Below are 19960 nucleotides of genomic sequence, written 5' to 3' on the forward strand. Positions count from 1 at the left end.
CAATGAGAATCCTTTGCGGCGGCGCTCACGCGAGCGCCGCGCGGCCGGGACACTGCCCGGCGCCATTAGCTGAACATCAGCGCGGTGAGCAGGAAGTCGAGGCCGAGCACCGCGAGCGATGCGTACACGACCGTCTTCGTGGTCGCGCGCGACACGCCCTCCGGCGTGGGCTTGGCCTCATAACCCTGATAAAGCGCGGTGAACGTGACAGCGAAGCCGAACACGATGCTCTTGATCACGCCGTTGCCCACGTCTGCCCAGACGTCCACGCCGCCCTGCATTTGCGACCAGAACGCACCGGCGTCCACGCCGATGAGCACGACGCCCACCACGTAGCCGCCCAGAATGCCGACCGCGCTGAAGATCGCCGCGAGAACCGGCATGGCGACCACGCCCGCCCACATGCGCGGCGCGATTACGATGCGCACGGGGTCCACCGCCATCATCTCCATGGCGGTGAGCTGCTCGCCCGCCTTCATGAGGCCGATCTCGGCCGTGAGCGATGTGCCCGCGCGGCCCGCGAACAGCAGCGCCGTGACGACGGGCCCCAGCTCGCGCACGAGCGAAAGCGCCACGAGCAACCCGAGCGCCTGTTCGGAGCCGTAGCGGTTGAGCGTGTAGTAGCCCTGCAGGCCGAGCACGAAGCCCACGAAGAGGCCCGACACGGCGATGATCAACAACGAATAGTTACCGACGAAGTGGATCTGCTTCGTGACGAGCCGCGGGCGGCGCAGCAGCGGGAAGAATTCGAGGACGAGGCGCACGAAGAAGCGCGTGGCGTGCCCCGCGCGCGCGATGGTGTCGAGCACGTTGCGCCCGATCGAGCTGATGGCGCCGATCATGAGCGTCCTCCGCCAATGCCGAAGTCCGCTTCGAGCGGCAGGTTCGACGGGTAGTGAAAGCGGAACGGGCCGTCCGGCGCGCCGTCGATGAACTGGCGCACGGTCGGGTCCGTCGAGGCGCGCAGCTCGGCGGGCGTGCCTTGCGCCTGCACGCGGCCGTTCGACATGAAATAGACGTAGTCGGCGATCGCGAACGACTCGGGCACGTCGTGCGTGACGAGGATCGAGGTCGCGCCGAGCGCGTCGTTGAGCGTGCGGATGAGGTTCGCGGTGATGCCGAGCGAAATGGGATCGAGGCCGGCGAACGGCTCGTCGTACATCATCAGCTCGGGGTCGAGGGCGATGGCGCGGGCAAGCGCCACGCGGCGCGCCATGCCGCCCGAGATTTCCGACGGAGCGAGGTCGCGCGCGCCACGCAGGCCCACGGCATTGAGCTTCATCAACACGAGGTCGCGGATCAGCTCTTCGGGCAAATCGGTGTGCTCGCGCAGGGCGAATGCGACGTTCTCGAACACCGACATGTCGGTAAACAGCGCGCCAAACTGGAACAGCATGCCCATCTTGCGGCGCAGCGCGTACAGGCCTTCGCGCGATTGGGCGCCGATGTCCTGGCCACCGAACAGAACCTGGCCGCGCTGCGCGCGAACGAGGCCGCCGATCAGGCGCAGAACTGTTGTTTTTCCGCCACCGGAAGCGCCCATGACCGCCACCACCCGACCGCGCGGAAAGCGCATGTTCAGGCCGGACAGGACGAGCCGGTCGCCGTAGCCGAAGTCGACGTCGCGCAGCTCCAGCAGGGTCTCAGAGGTTAAGGGCACGTGGCAGACAGTCCATTTACACGAAGGCCGGATTATAGGGTCATCGTGGAAAACCTGCCGTGACGCACCCGGGGCCGTTGATCCAGGCCACATCCCCGCTGTCGCGGTTGCGGCCACCCCGAGGCCTGGAGTCGCGCGCGGCGCGCAGCCCCAAGCCAGGGCGGACCATTATTGCGTAAACGCGTTGCGCAATGCAGCAACTGCAGCGGCCGGGTCGGCCGCCTCGGTCACGGCGCGCACCACCGCGGCACTGCCCGCGCCCGTTGCGAGCACCTCGGGCAGCACATTGCCGTCGATACCGCCGATCGCCACCATCGGCACGACGCCGTCCAGCAGCTTCACGTAGCGGGCGAGCCGCGCGAGCCCCTGGGGCGCGGTGGGCATCGTCTTCGTCGTCGTGGCGAACACCGCGCCGCACGCGAGGTAGCTCGGGCCGAAATGCAGCGCCGTCAGCATCTCGAAGTAGCCGTGCGTGGAAAGACCGAGGCGCACGCCTGCCGCCGCGATCGCGCCGAGGTCGGCTTCGCGCAGGTCTTCCTGGCCCAGGTGCACGCCATAGGCTCCGGCGGCGATCGCCTCCTGCCAGTGGTCGTTGATGAAAAGCTGCGCGTCGTGCTTGCGGCCCGCCGCGACGCAGCGCCCGATTTCGTTCGTGAGCGCCGGTGACCTGGGCTGCTTGCTGCGCAGCTGCACTGTCTTCACGCCGTAGTCGAGCACGCGCTCGACCCAGTCCGCCGTGGGCAGCACCGGGTACAGGCCAAGCTTCGCCGGGCACGGCGCGAAGGCCTGCGCGGGCGCGGCCGGCAGGCCCAGCACGCGCGGAAAACGCTGGATGTCGACGGGCCAGGCGTCGTGCTGCCGCTCGTCGCCGTCGCGCCAGGCCATCGCGAGCACGAGCGCGTCATGCGGATCGAATCCGCAGTCGAGGAATGCCGCCAGCGCCGGGATCCAGTCCTCGGCGAGCTCCCCTTCGAGCGCGTAGCGCTCGCCGCCCAGATGCAGCGTGGCGCGCGCCGCCTTCGGGCTCTCGCCCGCGGCTTCGATCACGCCGGCGCCGTCGGTCATCCAGCGGGCGATGCTGGCGAGATGCGGCGCCGCGTCGGTCACGATGATCAGATCGCCGCCATTGGGCGCATCGGGCGGCGTTAAGCAAATGCGCCACGGCGCATGCGTGGGCGGCCAGTCGCCGAGGCGCGCGCGAATGCGCTCCGCCGTTTCCGTGAGTTCGTCCGCGGGCGGCCAGAACAGCTCTCGGTCCTTCAGTCGCAGCGTATCGGTCATCGCTTGTCTCCATCCTGGTGCCAGAACGGCATGCCGACCACGGGCGTGCTCGCCACTGCGGCCTCGCGCTCGGCCATCGGCCCGGCGAGATACGCAGTGCGACCCGCCTCGACGCCGAGCGCGAATGCGCGTGCCATCGCCGCGGGGTGCGTGGCCTGCGAAACCGCCGTGTTGAGCAGCACGCCGTCGAAGCCCCACTCCATCACCTGACAGGCATGCGAAGGCACGCCGAGTCCCGCATCGACGATCAGCGGCACATCGGGCAGGCGTTCGCGCAGCACGCGCAGGCCGTATGGATTGATCACGCCCTTGCCGGTGCCGATCGGCGCGCCCCACGGCATGAGCGCCTCGCAGCCCGCATCGAGCAGACGGCGGCCGATCACGAGGTCCTCGGTGCAGTACGGCAACACCTTGAAGCCGTCCTTCACGAGCCGCGACGCGGCTTCGATCAGGCCGACCGGATCGGGCTGCAGCGTGTAGTCGTCGCCGATCAGCTCGAGCTTGATCCAGTCGGTTTCGAAGACTTCGCGCGCCATGTGCGCGGTCGTGACCGCCTCGTTGACAGTGAGACAGCCCGCCGTGTTCGGCAGGAGCGGCACGCCTTGGCGCTTGAGCAGGTCGAAGAAGCCCGCCTCGGCGGTGCCCTCGTTCATCTGGCGGCGCAGCGCGACGGTGATCATGCCGGGGCGCGCGGCAGCCATCGAGTCGGCGAGCGACTGCAGTGACGGATAACGCGACGTGCCGAGCAGCACGCGGCTCGCGAAGGTTTCGCCGTAGAGCGTGAATGCGTCGGCGGTGGAAGGGGTGGTCATGGGTAGATGTCCTTGGCGGGGTCGTGAAAGCGCGCTGGCGACCTATGCGACAGGCGGCGCTGCGCGCGACAGGCGGCCGGGCGGAGGGCGGCTCAACCGCCCGCCACGGGGCTCACGACGTCGAGGCGGTCGCCCGCCTGGAGCGCGCGCGCGCCATGCTGGGCACGCGCCACGAAATCGCCGTTCAGCGCAACGGCGAACGGCGGACGCGCGCCGAACGCGGCGAGCGCATCGGCGACGGTCGCGCCCTCGGGCAGCGTGATCGGCTTCTGGTTGATATGAATGTCCATGGCAAATACGTTCTCGAACTGCAGTGTGTTTCTCGCGGCGCGGCCTGGCTGCATGTCAGGCCGGCTCGTGCGCGCCCTGCGCGTGCAACATCTCGCCCCAGCGCGACGCGCGCCGCAGCGATTCGAACGAATCGGCGTCGGTCACGCGTGCGTCGAGCAGCGCTTGAGCGACACGCACGGCTTCGTCGGCGACTTCCGGCGCGATCATGAAACCGTGCCGGTAGAGGCCGTTCACGCGCAGCGTCGCCTTGCTGTCCCAGATGAGCGCCGGGCGGTGGTCGGGCAGCGTCGGGCGGCATTGCGTATTGAGCTCCAGGATGCGCGCCTCGCCGAACGCCGGATGCACCGCGAAGGCCGCGCTCAGCAATTCGAGCGCCGAGCGCACGCTCACGGGCGAGCGGTCCTCGCCTTCGATCTCGGTCGCGCCGATCACGAAGACATCGTTCTCCTTGGGCGCGATATAGAGCGGGTAGCGCGGATGCAGGAGCCGCACGGGGCGCGTGAGCGTGATGCCCGGCGCGTGCACGCGCGCGACTTCGCCGCGAATGCCTCGCAGACCCGGCAGCGCTGCCTTGGCACCCAGCCCGCGGCAGTCGATCGTCACGCGCGCGGACGGCGGGTTCGCCTCGTCGACCGTCGTGTGCCAGTGCGTCTCGACGCCACGCGCAGCGAGACCGGCCGCGAGCGCGGCCAACGCCTGACGATTGTCGAGCTGGCCTTCGCCGGCGAGCAGCCAGCCGCGCGCGAAGCGACCTGCGAGCGCGGGCTCGGCCGCGTCCAGCTGCGCGCCGGCGAGCGCGACGAAGTTCGCGTCGGCGAGCGAGCGTGGCGCGTTGGCGCGCACGCGGCGCTCGAAGAGCGGCGCTTCGGTGCGATCGGCGCTATGCCAGACCACGAGCGTTCCGTTGCGCTGGAAGAACACGGGCTCGGGCAGCTCGGCCAGGATGCGCGGCCAGGATTCGAGCGAGGCGACACCCAGCTCGGTGATCAGCAACTCCGCAACGGCGGCCTCGGCGAGTGGTGCGAGCATGGCGGCCGCGACCCAGGCGGCGGCTTCGCCGCCCTCCGGCCCGCCACGCTCGTAGAGCGCGACGCGATGCCCCTCGCCTGCGAGACGCCAGGCGACGAGCCGGCCGCACAGGCCGCCGCCGAGCACGGCGAAGTCGGGCACGCCGCCCGCGCTGCGTTGATGGGCGCGACTCATGACGACGCTCCGTCGCACAAGGCGAAAGCGGCGAATATCGGGGAACAAGCAACAGAATAAGCGGTCATCGTATCCTTTCCGTACGGCAAGCAGACGTACCCAAGGACGAAACCGGCTGGCAAGGCCGACCGTGGAGGCTATGCGGCGCAGACGGCCGATACGGAAATCGTACCGAACCGTGCGCCGGTAGCGCAGCCCGGCGGGAATCCTGGCGCCCGTGCAAACGCTGGACGCTCCGGTAAGACTTTCTGGAAACTTCCCGCGCCGGTATTACCCGGATCGGGTGCGAAGGGTCTCTCTCAGCCTCAGTACGGCATGCCCCGCATACCGGTGAAGCACCCCTGTTTCGTCAACGCCGATTAGACCACAAAACGCGCGCGGCCCGCAAACCTCGGCGGAACGGGGCTTCCGCTCTGGCACAATGCCCTCGGCCCGCCAATTTCGCCCCGCAAGCCCGGGCGGTGAGACAATGAGCGCCACGCGACGGCAGCGCCGGCGCGCGCTTTTGTCACTGCTTTCGTCTCCGTATGGGTTCATTAAGTCTCACTTAAGCGGCTGCCGACAGAATCGCTGCGAATATTGCTGCGCGCCGTCGCTGCGAAGCGGCCGCCGCGCGGGGCGCGGCCAACGGCCTAAGCGGGCCACGCGGCCCAGCACAACATCAGGATGCACATGACCAACCAACCTGCCAGCGCCACGCCAGATCAGAACGAGCATCAGAAGATCACCGCATGGAGTCTGATCAAGCCTTACTGGGTCTCCGAGGAACGCTGGGTCGCCTGGGGCCTGCTCGTCGCGATCATCGTGATGAACCTGCTCGTCGTGTGGATCAACGTGCGGCTCAACGGCTGGAGCGCGGAGTTCTACAACGCGCTGCAGGCCAAGGACGTCAAGCGCTTCCCGCCTTTGCTCGTCACTTTCACGGAACTGGCCTTCGGCTTCATCATCCTCGCGGTGTACGGCCGCTATCTGCGCCAGATGCTCGGATTTCGCTGGCGCCAGTGGCTCACCAACCGCTTCCTGAACGAGTGGCTCGGCAAGGGCGCGTTCTATCGCATCGAGCGCGACCGCCTCGCCGACAACCCCGACCAGCGGATCAGCGACGACCTCCAGTCGTTCGCCACGAGCACGCTCTCGCTCACGCTCGACCTGCTCTCTACGGTCGTCACGCTCGTCTCGTTCATCACGATCCTGTGGACCCTCGCCGGCGCGCTCACCGTCACGCTGGGGGGCCACCCTCTCGCGATTCCGGGCTACATGGTCTGGGCCGCCGCACTCTACGCCGTGTTCGGCTCGTTCGTGATCCAGAAGGTCGGCCACCCGCTCGTGTCGATCAACTACCAGCAGCAAAAGGTGGAAGCGGATTTCCGCTTCGGCCTGATCCGCCTGCGCGAAAACGCCGAGCAAATCGCGCTCTACGACGGCATGGACACCGAGCGCAGCAACGCCCAAGGCCTCTTCCAGCACATCCGCGAAAACTGGTGGCGCGTGATGAAGTACACGAAGCGCCTCACCTTCGTGCTGAGCTTCTACGGCCAGATCGCCATCATCTTCCCGCTCGTGGTGGCGGCGCCGCGCTACTTCGCCGGCGCGTTCACGTTCGGCGTGCTGATGCAGATCTCGCAGGCCTTCGGCACCGTGAGCGACTCGTTTTCGTGGTTCATCAACAGTTACTCGACGCTGGTCGAATGGCGCGCTACGGTGAACCGTCTGCGCGAATTCGTGCGCGTGGTCCACTCGCCGCGCCTGAAGGAATCGGTCTCGCCCGCCACCGAGCACGGCGGCATCAACCTGCACTTCGTCGACAGCAACGAGCTCGCCACCGAGCACCTCAAGCTCTCGCTGCCCAACGGCACGCCGCTTTCCGAGGTGCGTGACATCGCCATCAAGCCGGGCTCGCGCTGGCTCGTGCGCGGACCGTCGGGCGCCGGCAAGAGCACGCTGATGCGCGCGCTCGCGGGCCTCTGGCCGTTCGGCGAAGGCTCGATCGACGCGCCCGTGGACGCGCGCATGATGTTCATCCCGCAGCAGAGCTATCTGCCGATCGGCACGCTCAAGGCCGCGCTCACCTACCCCTCGCCCGCCGACGACTACAGCGACGAAGACTGCCGCGAAGCGCTGCGTGCCTGCCGTCTCGAGGATTACGTGGACCGCCTGGGCGAGTCGGCGCACTGGACGCGTGTGCTCTCGCCGGGCGAGCAGCAACGTCTCGCCGGCGCGCGCGTGCTGCTGCACAAGCCCGACTACCTGTTCCTCGACGAAGCGACGAGCGCGCTCGATCCCGACAACGAAGGCCGCCTCTACAAGCTCTTCGTGGAGCGCCTGCCGAAGGCGGCGATCGTGAGCGTCGCGCACCGCGAATCGCTCGAGGCGTACCACCACGAAACGCTCGAGATCGAGCGCATGCCTGAAGAGCGCGTCGCCGCGTGAGCGGGGGCGAGCGCTGCGAGCGCGTCGTGCTGATCAGGAGCCGGGCTCGGGGATCGGCGCAGCGCTCGCGCGCCGCATTGCATGGCGCGGCATCGCGCTGACGCCGCACGTGTGCGGCGAGCTTGCCGGAAATCGACCTGATGGTTTGACGCTCGCCCGCTATCGACGCTAAAGCGGCGCTAATGCTATGCGGGGCGATGCCTCAACCCAGCGCGACGCTCGCCAGCGCCTCGTAGCGAGCGCCCTGCTTTGCAAGCGTGCTCGAATACAGCACCAGCGACTCGAACTGCAGCGGCGGCAATGCTTCGCCGCCTCTCGCGGCCGGCGCGCCCACCGCGTCGCGCGAGAATCTGGCAAGCGTTACATGTGGGCGAAACGCCCGTGCGTCGAGCGGCAATCCCACCTCCCCCATCAGCGAACGCACGCGCCAGTCGAGCGCCGTGAACGCATCGGACATCGCCAGCACGGCCACCATAAGCCGCGGATGTGCCCGCCCGGGCCAGCTTTCGATGTTCGTGACCTGTGCGGGCGGAATGCTCGGCACGTGCTCCGCGAGCCGCCGCGAGAGCATTTCCCCCTGGCCGAACGACATCGCGCCGATGAATGCCACCGTCAGATGCAATTGGGCGTAGGGCACGCGCCGCGCGTTGGGCGGCACGTCGATTGTGGCCAGCGCGTCGCGCGATGCGGCATCGGGCGCGAGCGCGACGAAGCAGCGCCGCCATTCTTGCGTATCGCGATCGATCTCGGGGGCTTCGGACATGATCGGCGGGCCTTGGGTTCGGTCGGGCAATCGCGTCATGGTAACCCTGACGGCCAGAGTTGGCGCTTCGGCAACAAGGACAAAAAAAACCGGGTCACCCTTGCGGGTGCCCGGTTTTCTCGCTTCGTGTCTCCTGCCGTCTCCCGCGCGCCAGGTCTTACCGACGGGCGCACTGGATTCAACGCGGCAGCTCCGAACTGCCCATCAGGAACGCATCGACGGAACGTGCGCACTGGCGGCCCTCACGGATCGCCCAGACGACCAGCGACTGGCCGCGGCGCATGTCGCCGGCGGTGAAGACCTTGTCGACCGACGTGTAGTAAGCCTTCTCGCCCTCGGTCGAGGCACGCACATTGCCGCGCGCATCCTTGTCGACGCCGAACGCTTCAAGCACCGGCGAAAGCGGCTGCGTGAAGCCCATGGCGAGCAGCACGAGGTCGGCCTTCATTTCGAATTCCGAGCCCGGAACTTCGACCATCTTGCCGTCCTTCCACTCCACACGCGCGGCGATCAGCTTCTCGACCTTGCCGTTCTTGCCTTCGAGGCGCTTCGTGGCGACCGCCCAGTCACGCGAGCAGCCTTCCTCGTGCGACGACGACGTGCGCAGCTTGATCGGCCAGTACGGCCACACGAGCGGCTTGTTCTCTTCCTCGGGCGGCTGCGGCAGCAGTTCGAACTGCGTGACGCTCTTCGCGCCGTGACGGTTCGAGGTGCCCACGCAGTCGGAGCCCGTATCGCCGCCGCCGATCACCACCACGTGCTTGCCCTTGGCGAGCAGCTGGTTCGGCAGCTTGTCGCCGGCGTTGACCTTGTTCTGCTGCGGCAGGAATTCCATCGCGTAGTAGATGCCCTCGAGCTCGCGGCCCGGCACCGGCAGATCACGCGGCGTTTCCGAACCGCCAGCGATCACCACGGCATCGAACTGTTCTTTCAGCTCGTCCGGCGAGAGGGTTTCCTTCGCCGTGTTGCCGATGAACGCGGGCAGCTCGCCCTTGCCGATGAAGACATTGGTGCGGAACGTCACGCCTTCGGCTTCCATCTGGCGCATGCGGCGGTCGATCAGCCACTTTTCCAGCTTGAAGTCGGGGATGCCGTAACGCAGCAGGCCGCCGATGCGGTCGTTCTTCTCGAACACCGTCACCTCGTGGCCAGCGCGCGCGAGCTGCTGCGCGGCGGCGAGGCCCGCGGGGCCCGAACCGACGACAGCGACCTTCTTGCCGGTCTTGTGCTTCGCCACTTGCGGCGCGACCCAGCCTTCGGCCCAGGCCTTGTCGATGATCGCGTGCTCGATCGACTTGATGCCTACGGGATCGTCGTTGATGCCGAGCGTGCACGCCGCTTCGCAGGGCGCCGGGCAGATGCGGCCCGTGAACTCGGGAAAGTTGTTCGTGGAATGCAGGACGTCGATCGCACTCTTCCAGTCCTGGCGGAACACGAGGTCGTTGAAGTCCGGAATGATGTTGTTGACCGGACAGCCGTTGTTGCAGAACGGGATGCCGCAGTCCATGCAGCGCGCGCCCTGGATCTTCGCGTCGGCGTCGGAGAGCGCCGCGACGAATTCCTTGTAGTGCTTCACGCGCGTGAGCGGTGCTTCGTACGCCTCATGCTGGCGCTCGAACTCGAGAAAACCGGTTGCCTTACCCATATTTGGTTCTCGTCTGTCTCTATCTATTCGCGAAAATTCGCGGTGAGGGGACCGCGCCCGCCGCCGCGCAACTTTTCGCGCGGCGGGCGCTTCGTCTTCGTTCAGTCGTCTCGCGACCCGGTTGCCAGATCAGGCGGCCAGTTCTTCCTGGTTCGCCTTCTTCGCGCCGAGTTCGCCCAGTGCGCGCTTGTATTCCGTCGGGAACACCTTCACGAACTGGCGGCGCGCCGCATCCCAGTTTTCGAGCAGCGCCTTCGCACGCGGCGAGCCCGTGAACTGGAAGTGACGCTCGACGAGTCCCTTGAGCAGCGCTTCGTCGGTCTGGCCCGTATGCCACAGCGCGCGGTCCACGGTGCGCTCCTGCTCGGCCTGTTGCAGGACCGGTTCGAGCGCGACCATCGACTTGTTGCACTTGCCGGCAAACGTGCCGTCCGGGTCGTACACGTAGGCGATGCCGCCCGACATGCCGGCCGCGAAGTTGCGGCCCGTCTCGCCGAGCACGACCACCGTGCCGCCGGTCATGTATTCGCAGCCGTGGTCGCCCGTGCCTTCGACGACCGCCGTCGCGCCCGAGTTACGCACCGCGAAACGCTCGCCCGCCACGCCACGCAGGAAGGCTTCGCCTTCGAGCGCGCCGTACAACACCGTGTTGCCGCAGATGATGTTTTCTTCGGACTTGCCGCGGAAGTCGTTGGTCGGACGGATGATGATGCGGCCGCCCGAAAGGCCCTTGCCGACGTAGTCGTTGCCGTCGCCCACGAGATCAAGCGTGATGCCGCGTGCGAGGAACGCGCCGAAGCTTTGACCCGCCGTACCCTTGAGCTGGATGTGGATCGTGTCTTCCGGCAGGCCGTCGTGGCCGTACTTCTTCGCGACGACGCCCGAGAGCATCGCGCCGACCGTGCGGTTCACGTTGCGCACCGGCTGGATGAACGAGACGTGCTCGCCCGTTTCGATCGCGGCCTTCGCCTTCTCGATCAGCGTGTGATCGAGCGCGCGGTCGAGACCGTGGTCTTGCGACTCCACGTGCAGGCGCGCGACTTCGGCGCCGACTTGCGGCTGGTAGAACACGCGCGAGAAGTCGAGACCCTTCGCCTTCCAGTGTTCCACGCCGCGGCGGGTGTCGAGCAGATCCGAGCGGCCGACGAGGTCGTCGAACTTGCGGATGCCCAGTTGCGCCATGATTTCGCGCACTTCCTCGGCGATGAAGAAGAAGAAGTTGACGACGTGCTCGGGCTGGCCCGAGAACTTCGCGCGCAGCACCGGATCCTGCGTCGCGACGCCGACCGGGCAGGTGTTCAGGTGGCACTTGCGCATCATGATGCAGCCCTCGACGACGAGCGGCGCCGTCGCGAAGCCGAATTCATCGGCGCCGAGCAGCGCGCCGATCACCACGTCGCGGCCCGTCTTCATCTGGCCGTCGGCCTGCACGCGAATGCGGCCGCGCAGCTGGTTCAGCACCAGAGTTTGCTGGGTTTCGGCGAGGCCGAGTTCCCACGGCGTGCCGGCGTGCTTGAGCGACGAGAGCGGCGACGCGCCCGTGCCGCCGTCGTGACCAGCGATCACGACGTGGTCGGCCTTGGCCTTCGCCACGCCGGCCGCCACCGTGCCCACGCCCACTTCCGACACCAGCTTCACCGAGATCGACGACGACGGATTCACGTTCTTTAGATCGTGAATCAGTTGCGCGAGGTCTTCGATCGAGTAGATGTCATGGTGCGGCGGCGGCGAAATGAGGCCCACGCCCGGCACCGAGTAACGCAGCTTGCCGATGTACTCCGAAACCTTGTGGCCCGGCAGCTGACCGCCTTCGCCCGGCTTCGCGCCCTGCGCCATCTTGATCTGGATCTGGTCCGCCGACGACAGGTACTCGGCCGACACGCCGAAGCGGCCCGACGCGACCTGCTTGATCTTCGAGCGCAGCGAGTCGCCATCCTTCAGCGGGATGTCTTTCACGACTTCCGGACCGATGATCGACTGCATCGTGTCGCCGTTCTTGATCGGAATACCGCGCAGTTCATTGCGGTAGCGCTTATCGTCTTCGCCGCCTTCGCCCGTGTTCGACTTGCCGCCGATACGGTTCATCGCGACGGCCAGCGTGGCATGCGCTTCCGTGCTGATCGAGCCAAGCGACATCGCGCCCGTGGCGAAACGCTTGACGATTTCCTTGGCCGGCTCGACGTCGTCGATCGAGATCGCGCGCGCCGGGTCGAGGCGGAATTCGAACAGACCGCGGAACGTCATGTGGCGCTTCGTCTGATCGTTGATCAGGTGCGCGTATTCCTTGTACGTCTGGTACGAGTTGCTGCGCGCCGAGTGCTGGAGCTTGGCGATCGCGTCCGGCGTCCACATGTGGTCTTCGCCGCGCACGCGGTAGGCGTATTCGCCGCCCGCGTCGAGCATGTTGGCGAGAACGGGGTTGTCGCCGAACGCGTCGCGGTGCAGACGGATCGCTTCCTCGGCCACTTCGAAGAGGCCGATGCCGCCCACCTTCGAGGCCGTGCCCTTGAAGTACTTGGCGATGAGGTCGTCGGCGAGGCCGACGGCTTCGAAAATCTGCGCGCCCGTGTACGACATGTACGTCGAGATGCCCATCTTCGACATCACCTTGAGCAGGCCCTTGCCCACGGCCTTGGTGAAGTTGTAGACGGCCTTCTCTGCCGACAGATCGCCCTTCAGGCCCTGCGCCATTTGCGCGAGCGTTTCCATCGCGAGGTACGGGTGCACGGCTTCCGCGCCGAAGCCGGCGAGCAGCGCGAAGTGGTGCGTTTCACGCGCCGAACCCGTTTCCACGACGAGACCCGTGCTCGTGCGCAGACCGTGCTGCACGAGGTGCGAGTGAATGGCCGAGGTGGCGAGCAGCGCGGGAATCGCGACGTTGTCGCGATCGGCGCGGCGGTCGGACACGATCAGGATGTTGTAGCCCGACTTGACGGCGTCCACGGCTTCCGCGCACAGCGACGCGAGGCGCGCTTCGATGCCTTCCTTGCCCCAGGCCACCGGGTAGCAGATGTTCAGCTCGTAGCTGCTGAACTTGCCGCCCGTGTATTGCTCGATGGCGCGGATCTTCGCGATGTCCTTGAAGTCGAGCACGGGCTGCGAGACTTCGAGACGCATCGGCGGGTTGATGTTGTTGGTGTCGAGCAGGTTCGGCTTCGGGCCGATGAACGACACGAGTGACATCACCAGGTTCTCGCGGATCGGGTCGATCGGCGGGTTCGTGACCTGCGCGAACAGCTGCTTGAAGTAGTTGTAGAGCGTCTTGTTCTTGTTGGACATGACCGCCAGCGGCGAGTCGTTGCCCATCGAGCCGACGGCCTCTTCTCCCGACATCGCCATCGGCGCCATCAGGAACTTGAGGTCCTCCTGCGTGTAGCCGAACGCCTGCTGACGGTCGAGCAGCGCGGCCGCTTCGGTGCGCGCGGTCGCGACGTCTTCCGCCTTCGGCTCGATCTCGTCGAGCTTGATGCGCACGGCGTCGATCCAGCTCTTGTAGGGCTTGGCGTTGGCGAGGTTGTCCTTGAGTTCCTTGTCGTCGATGATGCGGCCGTGCTCCATGTCGATCAGGAACATCTTGCCCGGCTGCAGACGCCACTTCTTGACGATCTTCGACTCGGGGATCGGCAGCGTACCCGCTTCCGACGCCATGATGACCAGGTCGTCGTCGGTGACGATGTAGCGCGCCGGACGCAGGCCGTTACGGTCGAGCGTCGCGCCGATCTGGCGGCCGTCGGTGAACGCGATCGCGGCGGGACCGTCCCACGGCTCCATCATCGCAGCGTGGTATTCGTAGAACGCCTTGCGGTTCTCGTCCATCAGCGTGTGCTGTTCCCAGGCTTCCGGGATCATCATCATCATCGCGTGGACGAGCGGGTAGCCCGCCATCACCAGCAGTTCGAGACAGTTGTCGAACGACGCGGTATCGGACTGGCCCGGGTAGATCAGCGGCCAGAGCTTGGGCAGGTCGTCGCCGAGCATGTGCGAGGCGATCGCGCCGGTGCGGGCGTTGAGCCAGTTGACGTTGCCCTTCACGGTGTTGATTTCACCGTTGTGGGCGATCATGCGGTACGGGTGAGCCAGCTCCCACGCCGGGAACGTGTTCGTGGAGAAGCGCTGGTGCACGAGCGCGAGCGCCGAGACGACGCGCTCGTCCTGCAGGTCGCGGTAGTACACGCCGACCTGGCCGGCGAGCAGCAGACCCTTGTAGACGACCGTGCGCGCCGAGCACGACGGCACGAAGTATTCCTTGCCGTGCTTGAGCTTGAGCGCCTGGATGCGGTGGCTTGCGGTCTTGCGGATGATGTACAGCTTGCGTTCGAGTGCGTCCGTGACCATCACGTCCTTGCCGCGGCCGATGAAGATCTGGCGGATCAGCGGCTCGCTCGCCTTCACCGTGGGCGAGATCGGCATGGTGTGATCGACCGGCACGTCGCGCCAGCCCAGCACGACCTGGCCTTCGGCGCGCACGGTGCGCTCCAGTTCCTGTTCGCATGCGAGACGCGAGGCATGCTCCTTCGGCAGGAAGATCATGCCGACGCCGTACTCGCCGAACGGCGGCAGTGTCACGCCTTGCTTGGCCATCTCTTCGCGGTAGAAGGCGTCCGGAATCTGGATCAGGATGCCCGCGCCGTCGCCCATCAGCGGATCGGCGCCCACGGCGCCCCGGTGGTCGAGGTTCTCGAGAATCTTCAGGCCTTGCTGAATGATTTCGTGGCTCTTCTTGCCCTTGATGTGGGCGACGAAGCCGACGCCACAGGCGTCGTGTTCGTTTTGCGGGTCATAGAGACCTTGCGCGGCGGGCACCGCGGCGCGCTGCTGGTGATCGTTCATGGGGACACCGTCAGAGTGGGGGGCCGTTGCCGGCCGTTGATTCCGTGTTCTTTGTTTCCCGCCGCTTGCGTGACCGCTGTACGGCGTTGCGCGGGGTATTACGTGCTTCCCGCGTTGTGCGCCCAGGAGAGCCGAAAGGCGAATATACGCGACGAATCAAGGGGATGCAAATAAAACGTCATGGTCGAACCCCAATTATCGTGTTGGTGCAGTCGCACATTTTTTTAACGGGGCCATATCGAAATCACAGAATAAAAAACGGCACCCGCAGATGCCGTTTATCTCGTAAGCGTTTGATCCCAAAGGCAATCAATGAGTGCCGGTGCCCGGCTTGCGCTCGTCGTGCCCCGAAGTCGAGCCAGGCGAACTGCCGCCGCTGGCACCCTGCGAGCCGCCCGAATGGCCCGTCGGTCCTCCTTGATTCCCCCCCGATGTTGTAGCCGAACCACTGCCGGGGTGGGCGCCTCCGGTCGTCGAAGCAGCAGCGCCGGGGCTTGCGCCTGTGTGCGAGCCGGAATGGGTGGCGGACTGACCGGCAGCCGCGCCGGCCGGCTGCCCACTGGTAGCGCCCCCTGATCCTCCGGCCGCAGGCATGGAAGCCGCGCCACTGACGCCCGCGCCGACGGCCGGTGTGCCCGGTGCCTCGCGGACCTTGCGCGGCCGCCCGCGCGGCAGCGGCGACACGCGCCGGTTAGCGGTGCGCGACGCCCAGTCGCGGTAAGTGTCGCTGCCCAGCACCCAGCCCTTGAGCGTCGCCTGCATGAGCTGGGTGGTCTCGCGTTCGTCGAGCGCCTGCTCACATAGCTCGCGGTACGCGCGCTGACGCTCGAACGGCGTGTTGCCGAGCGCCCAGTAGAGCGGATGGTCGGTGATGAGGCTGTCGACGGTGAGGCCGATGTGATGGCGGTAGCTCGACCACCGGTAGTCCTCGGGCGCTGTCACGAGATGGCTGCGCACCGGCGCGAGCTCGACGACTCGGCTCGCCAGGAGGAAAAAGCGCTCGCCTTCGATAACCGTCGCGCGGTAGCGCCCCTCCCAGAGCGTGCCGCGACGCGCATAGCGCCGGTTGAAATGCGCCACGTAGCGCCGGCCGACCGCCTGCATCGCCTTGGGCAGACTGGATTCGTCGGAAGGCGTGACGAGCAGTTGGACCGCGCCGGGCATCAACACCCACGCATGAACCGCCAGATGATGATCGCGCGCCGCGGCCTTCAGGCAGTCGATGAACAGTTCGTAGTCCTGGTCATCGACGAACGCGGGCTGCTGATCGAGTCCGCGCAGGATCACATGCTGCGGCTGATCGGGAACATAAAGACGTGCAAGCCGTGCCATGCTCGATTTTCCTGGTTCCGTTGGTGAATACCCGGAGACCCGCCAGGCCGCACCAGCGCTGGTTCTCGCTGGCATGCGGCTTCGGCGGAAAGCTCGCGGCGCCTAGTAAAAAAGCTCTAACGGTCGCGTATGGTTTGTTGCAAACGTTGTGTTCATAATGAGCGGGCCTTTCATGGAGGAGCATTAATATGAAATTAAAACAGGCGCTGGCAGGGGTCGCCGCGCTCGCCAGTCTCACGGCAGCACACGCACAATCCGCAAACACGTTCTACGTCACCACTGGCTGGTTCCGCTTCATGCCGCAGGACACCAGCGATCCACTCAAGATCGATTCCGTCGGCGGCACGCCCGTCAACATCGCCATTCCGGGCACCGGCGCCAGTGTCGGCACGGCCGACACGGTGGGTTTGTCCTTCGGCTACTTCATTACCGACCACTTCGCCACCGAAGCCGAAATAGGCATTCCGCCGAAGTTCGATATTTCCGGCGGCGGCACACTGAGCAGCTTCGGCAAGGTGGGCACGGCAAAACTTTGGAGCCCAGCGCTGCTGTTCAAGTACTACTTCAACAGCGCGGAAGCAAAATTCCGTCCTTACGTCGGCGTTGGCGCGACCTACGTCTGGTTCACTGACGCCCATATCACCAATGGCACCTTTGAACAGGGCGTGCTTGGGGGTCCGACCAGTGTTTCGACGGATCGTTCCTGGGCCCCCGTGTTTAACCTGGGCTTCAACTACAACTTCACGAAGCACTGGTTCGCCGGCTTCTCGCTCTCGTATATCCCGGTCAACGTGACCGCGACTTATCACACGACCCTGAACAACCAGTTCGGCACGCAGCGTGTTGCTGAATCGAAGATTCACCTCAACCCGCTCGTGACGTACCTGAAGGTCGGCTACGCGTTCTAACGCGCTGCGGCGCGCGCATGACCTTGCGCAAGCCCTTTGCCTCGCCCCAGCGGCAAGGGGCGTGGGGCTGCGCTTCCCCTCCCCGCCGAATCGTTTCCGCGTTGGCGTCTCCATCTGATTTCCCCGCTTGTCGCATGGGCTTCCCCTGATTCTATGCCTCTGGGAAAAAGCGTGCTGTCCCCGTAATCATCTGGTTTGTCGCCAGGCGGCCAGGCCCCGGCCGGCGGACGTTTTCGCCCGTTCGGCGGCGCGCTTTCGACGCTCGGGCACTGAAATTGCGCAATACTTGCACTCCGGTCCTCCCCTGCCGCGCCCTTTTTCGTGCGCGCCGTGGCGAGCCTCTTTCCTTTGCAACGACGGAGCCATACATGAGCGCCTTTCCGAACACGCGAGAAGCCCTCGGCGATTCCTGGACGCGCACGAGCCGCCACGCGCGGCGCATCGCGCGCCGCGGCCGCAGCGCCGCCGCCGATATCACCGACGAATTGCGTGATCTGCTAGCCGAGCTGGAAACCACGTTGGGTGAGGGAACGCAGGCCGATGCGACCGCCCTGCGCGCCGATATTCGCAAGCGCCTCGACGCCGCCCGCGAGCGGCTCGAAGTCGCGCGTGCGGCTGCACGCGATCAGGCCGAGGCAGCCATCGCCGGCGCCGACGAGTACGTCCACCGCAATCCCTGGCAGGCCGTCGCGATCGTCGGCGGCGTGGCGCTGATCCTGGGTGCGCTGCTCGCCCGCCCCCGCTGAACGACAATAGAGGCGCTGACCGTCCGCTTGCGTTCAGACGTCGAGCGCGTGCGGCCCGATCAGGTCGATACGGTCCGTGCAGACCGTATCGACACCCCAGCGGACGAGCTGGCGAGCACGGTCGAGGTCGTTCACGGTATAGGCGAGGATGAAGAGTCCCGCCGACTTGATGCGCTCGACCAGCGCCTCGTCCAGATGGCGATGGCTCGCATGAAGCGAAACACAGCCTAGCGCGGCGGTCTGCTCTCGCCAGTCGCCAGGCACACGCTCGAAGAGCCGGCCCCGAGGCAGGCCAGGCGCGACCTCGCGCGCTGCCTCCAAAGCCGACCACGAGAACGACGAGAGCAAAGGCGGTGGGCCAGCCGGCGCTTCCTGCGCCGATCGCCCGTCTGCTTGCCCCTCTTGCGCCCACAAGCGAGCGGTTTCGGCGGCGACAATGCGGCCTGTTTCCACGTCGCGGCCGTTGCAAGGCTTGATCTCCACGTTGGCAGCCAGCGCTGACTCGCGGCAATACGCGGCGGCCTGGGCGAGCGTCGGCATCGGTTCTCCGGCAAAGCGGGCATCCCGCCAGCCGCCGGCGTCCAGCGCGGCGAGTTCCGCGTAGCGCATGCGCGCTGCCGCGCCGTGCCCGTTCGACGTGCGGTCGACCATGTCGTCGTGCAGCAGGAATGCGACATTGTCGAGAGACAGCTTGGTGTCGAACTCGACCATCGTGTGGCCGAGGCTGGCGCCGGTGCGCAGACCCGCCAGCGTGTTCTCGGGCGCGAGCGTGCCCCCTCCCCTGTGTGCGGCGACGCGTGGATACGGCCAGGACTTCATCAAGCGGACTCCCGAAATCGACGAGGCGAATGGCGTCGTGCGAATGGCGCGATCAAACATCGTCCGCGACGACGAACAGGCGGCGGTATTCCTTCAGGGCATACCGGTCGGTCATGCCCGCGATGTAATGCGCGATCAGGCGCGGCTGCGAGGCGGCGTCCTGCGTCTGGTACGGCGGCGGCAACAGGCGCGAGTCCTCGCTAAATGCCTCGAACAGCCCCTTCACCACGCGCCGCGCCTTGTTGGCCATGCGCATCACGCGATAGTGGCGGTACAGGTTGCGGTAGAGAAAGCGCTTGAGTGCGGCCGCCTGCGCGGCCACGCGTTCACTGTGCGCGACGAGAGGCGGCGCGGCGCGGACGTCGTCGAGGGACTGCGGCGCGCATTCGGCGAGATTGCGCTGGGTCTGGCCGATCAGATCGACGATCAGCGTGTTGATGATGCGCCGCACCGTCTCGTGAATCAGCCGGCGGCCTTCGATCTGCGGATACTCGGCGCGCGCGGCGTCGTAGTGGGTCTGCCAGAGTTCGACCTCGGCGAGTTGCTCGATCGTGAGCAGGCCCGAGCGCAGGCCGTCGTCGACGTCGTGGTTGTTGTACGCGATCTCGTCGGCGATATTGGCGATCTGCGCCTCGAGCGACGGCTGCCGGCCAAGCAGGAAACGCTCGCCCAGATCGCCGAGCCGACGCGCGTGCTCTCGCGAACAGTGCTTGAGGATGCCCTCGCGCGTCTCGAAGCAGAGGTTCAGGCCGTCGAACGCGCCGTAGTGCTCTTCCAGTTCGTCGACTACGGCCAGACTCTGCAGATTGTGTTCGAAGCCGCCGTGCTCGCGCATGCACTCGTTGAGCGCATCCTGCCCTGCGTGGCCGAACGGCGTATGGCCGAGGTCGTGCGCGAGCGAGATCGCCTCGACGAGATCCTCGTTCACGCGCAGGTTGCGCGCGACCGAACGCGCGATCTGCGCAACTTCGAGGCTGTGCGTGAGCCGCGTGCGAAAGAGATCGCCCTCGTGGTTCACGAACACCTGGGTCTTGTACTCGAGCCGGCGAAAAGCCGTGGAATGGACGATGCGGTCGCGATCGCGCTGGAACTCGCTGCGGGCGGCGGGCGGCGGCTCCGGGTGGCGCCTCCCGCGCGAGCGCGAGGCGTGGGCGGCGTAAGGCGCGAGGCCCGATTCGAACGACGCGACGAGCACCGCATTTGCGTCGCCCGATGCGGACGGTTCACCGCCCGACGGAGC

The 19960-nt window shown here is 66.5% G+C and carries 13 protein-coding genes, 2 pseudogenes and 1 riboswitch; of the genes and pseudogenes, 3 read left to right on the forward strand and 12 right to left on the reverse strand.

Annotation, left to right across the window (positions count from 1 at the left end):
* Positions 1-65: 65 nt before the first annotated feature.
* The 6 genes from mlaE to BMI01S_RS21220 form a co-directional block, all read right to left on the reverse strand.
* On the reverse strand, positions 66-842 hold the full coding sequence (gene mlaE, locus BMI01S_RS21195) for a lipid asymmetry maintenance ABC transporter permease subunit MlaE (RefSeq protein WP_028231685.1): 777 nt from the start codon (positions 840-842) through the stop codon (positions 66-68).
* The gene (locus BMI01S_RS21200; RefSeq protein ID WP_028213306.1) at positions 839-1660 is read right to left on the reverse strand and encodes an ABC transporter ATP-binding protein; all 822 of its coding nucleotides are present in this window, start codon (positions 1658-1660) and stop codon (positions 839-841) included. The genes mlaE and BMI01S_RS21200 overlap by 4 nt, the downstream gene beginning before the upstream one ends.
* Positions 1661-1828: 168 nt before the next feature.
* On the reverse strand, positions 1829-2941 hold the full coding sequence (gene thiE / locus BMI01S_RS39190; RefSeq protein ID WP_081723481.1) for a thiamine phosphate synthase: 1113 nt from the start codon (positions 2939-2941) through the stop codon (positions 1829-1831).
* Positions 2938-3753 (reverse strand): thiazole synthase, encoded by an 816-nt coding sequence (locus tag BMI01S_RS21210; RefSeq protein WP_028231686.1) that lies wholly within the window; start codon positions 3751-3753, stop codon positions 2938-2940. Before BMI01S_RS21210 ends, thiE begins: the two co-directional genes overlap by 4 nt.
* Before the next feature lie 92 nt (positions 3754-3845).
* Complete coding sequence (gene thiS, locus BMI01S_RS21215; protein WP_028213309.1) at positions 3846-4043, reverse strand: sulfur carrier protein ThiS; 198 nt, start codon at positions 4041-4043, stop codon at positions 3846-3848.
* Positions 4044-4098: 55 nt separating this feature from the next.
* On the reverse strand, positions 4099-5247 hold the full coding sequence (locus BMI01S_RS21220) for an FAD-dependent oxidoreductase (RefSeq protein WP_028213310.1): 1149 nt from the start codon (positions 5245-5247) through the stop codon (positions 4099-4101).
* 239 nt (positions 5248-5486) lie between these two features.
* Positions 5487-5600, reverse strand: a riboswitch (TPP riboswitch).
* 319 nt (positions 5601-5919) lie between these two features.
* On the opposite strand from BMI01S_RS21220, the gene BMI01S_RS21225 reads away from it, so the two are divergent.
* Positions 5920-7677: an ABC transporter ATP-binding protein/permease gene (locus tag BMI01S_RS21225; RefSeq protein WP_028213311.1), complete on the forward strand. Its 1758-nt coding sequence runs from the start codon at positions 5920-5922 to the stop codon at positions 7675-7677.
* A 202-nt stretch (positions 7678-7879) separates the two neighbouring features.
* Here the strand turns inward: BMI01S_RS21225 and thpR are convergent, their stop codons facing one another.
* The 4 genes and pseudogenes from thpR to BMI01S_RS21245 all read right to left on the reverse strand — a co-directional run.
* Entirely contained in the window at positions 7880-8440 is a 561-nt protein-coding gene (thpR, locus tag BMI01S_RS21230; protein ID WP_042290447.1) for an RNA 2',3'-cyclic phosphodiesterase, read from the reverse strand.
* 178 nt (positions 8441-8618) lie between these two features.
* The gene (locus BMI01S_RS21235; protein WP_028213313.1) at positions 8619-10085 is read right to left on the reverse strand and encodes a glutamate synthase subunit beta; all 1467 of its coding nucleotides are present in this window, start codon (positions 10083-10085) and stop codon (positions 8619-8621) included.
* 129 nt (positions 10086-10214) lie between these two features.
* A complete protein-coding gene (locus BMI01S_RS21240) occupies positions 10215-14915 on the reverse strand; it encodes a glutamate synthase-related protein (protein WP_028213314.1) in 4701 nt (1566 codons plus the stop codon).
* A gap of 621 nt (positions 14916-15536) precedes the next feature.
* A pseudogene (locus BMI01S_RS21245) lies at positions 15537-16247 on the reverse strand (transposase); the annotation flags it as partial.
* Between the two features lie 188 nt (positions 16248-16435).
* Between BMI01S_RS21245 and BMI01S_RS21250 the strand changes: the two are divergent.
* Both BMI01S_RS21250 and BMI01S_RS21255 read left to right on the forward strand, forming a co-directional pair.
* Positions 16436-17155 (forward strand): OmpW/AlkL family protein, encoded by a 720-nt coding sequence (locus tag BMI01S_RS21250; RefSeq protein ID WP_028213315.1) that lies wholly within the window; start codon positions 16436-16438, stop codon positions 17153-17155.
* A 368-nt stretch (positions 17156-17523) separates the two neighbouring features.
* Positions 17524-17901, forward strand: coding sequence for a DUF883 family protein (locus tag BMI01S_RS21255; RefSeq protein ID WP_028213316.1), 378 nt, complete (start codon positions 17524-17526; stop codon positions 17899-17901).
* 33 nt (positions 17902-17934) lie between these two features.
* Here the strand turns inward: BMI01S_RS21255 and ugpQ are convergent, their stop codons facing one another.
* Complete coding sequence (ugpQ, locus tag BMI01S_RS21260; RefSeq protein ID WP_028231687.1) at positions 17935-18720, reverse strand: glycerophosphodiester phosphodiesterase; 786 nt, start codon at positions 18718-18720, stop codon at positions 17935-17937.
* 52 nt (positions 18721-18772) lie between these two features.
* Positions 18773-19897, reverse strand: a pseudogene (locus BMI01S_RS21265) (deoxyguanosinetriphosphate triphosphohydrolase); the annotation flags it as partial.
* Positions 19898-19960 lie beyond the last annotated feature (63 nt).

It is taken from the genome of Paraburkholderia mimosarum LMG 23256 = NBRC 106338, from assembly GCF_000739815.1.
Taxonomy (GTDB): Bacteria; Pseudomonadota; Gammaproteobacteria; order Burkholderiales; family Burkholderiaceae; genus Paraburkholderia; species Paraburkholderia mimosarum.

Excerpts from the sequence above, each read along its gene's own strand:
- BMI01S_RS21235 (WP_028213313.1), bottom strand. The coding sequence starts at position 10,085 with ATGGGTAAGGCAACCGGTTTTCTCGAGTTCGAGCGCCAGCATGAGGCG.
- thpR (WP_042290447.1), bottom strand. The coding sequence starts at position 8,440 with ATGTCCGAAGCCCCCGAGATCGATCGCGATACGCAAGAATGGCGGCGC.
- thiE (WP_081723481.1), bottom strand. The coding sequence starts at position 2,941 with ATGACCGATACGCTGCGACTGAAGGACCGAGAGCTGTTCTGGCCGCCC.
- BMI01S_RS21210 (WP_028231686.1), bottom strand. The coding sequence starts at position 3,753 with ATGACCACCCCTTCCACCGCCGACGCATTCACGCTCTACGGCGAAACC.
- BMI01S_RS21225 (WP_028213311.1), top strand. The coding sequence starts at position 5,920 with ATGACCAACCAACCTGCCAGCGCCACGCCAGATCAGAACGAGCATCAG.
- BMI01S_RS21250 (WP_028213315.1), top strand. The coding sequence starts at position 16,436 with ATGAAATTAAAACAGGCGCTGGCAGGGGTCGCCGCGCTCGCCAGTCTC.
- mlaE (WP_028231685.1), bottom strand. The coding sequence starts at position 842 with ATGATCGGCGCCATCAGCTCGATCGGGCGCAACGTGCTCGACACCATC.
- ugpQ (WP_028231687.1), bottom strand. The coding sequence starts at position 18,720 with ATGAAGTCCTGGCCGTATCCACGCGTCGCCGCACACAGGGGAGGGGGC.
- BMI01S_RS21220 (WP_028213310.1), bottom strand. The coding sequence starts at position 5,247 with ATGAGTCGCGCCCATCAACGCAGCGCGGGCGGCGTGCCCGACTTCGCC.
- BMI01S_RS21240 (WP_028213314.1), bottom strand. The coding sequence starts at position 14,915 with ATGAACGATCACCAGCAGCGCGCCGCGGTGCCCGCCGCGCAAGGTCTC.
- BMI01S_RS21255 (WP_028213316.1), top strand. The coding sequence starts at position 17,524 with ATGAGCGCCTTTCCGAACACGCGAGAAGCCCTCGGCGATTCCTGGACG.
- thiS (WP_028213309.1), bottom strand. The coding sequence starts at position 4,043 with ATGGACATTCATATCAACCAGAAGCCGATCACGCTGCCCGAGGGCGCG.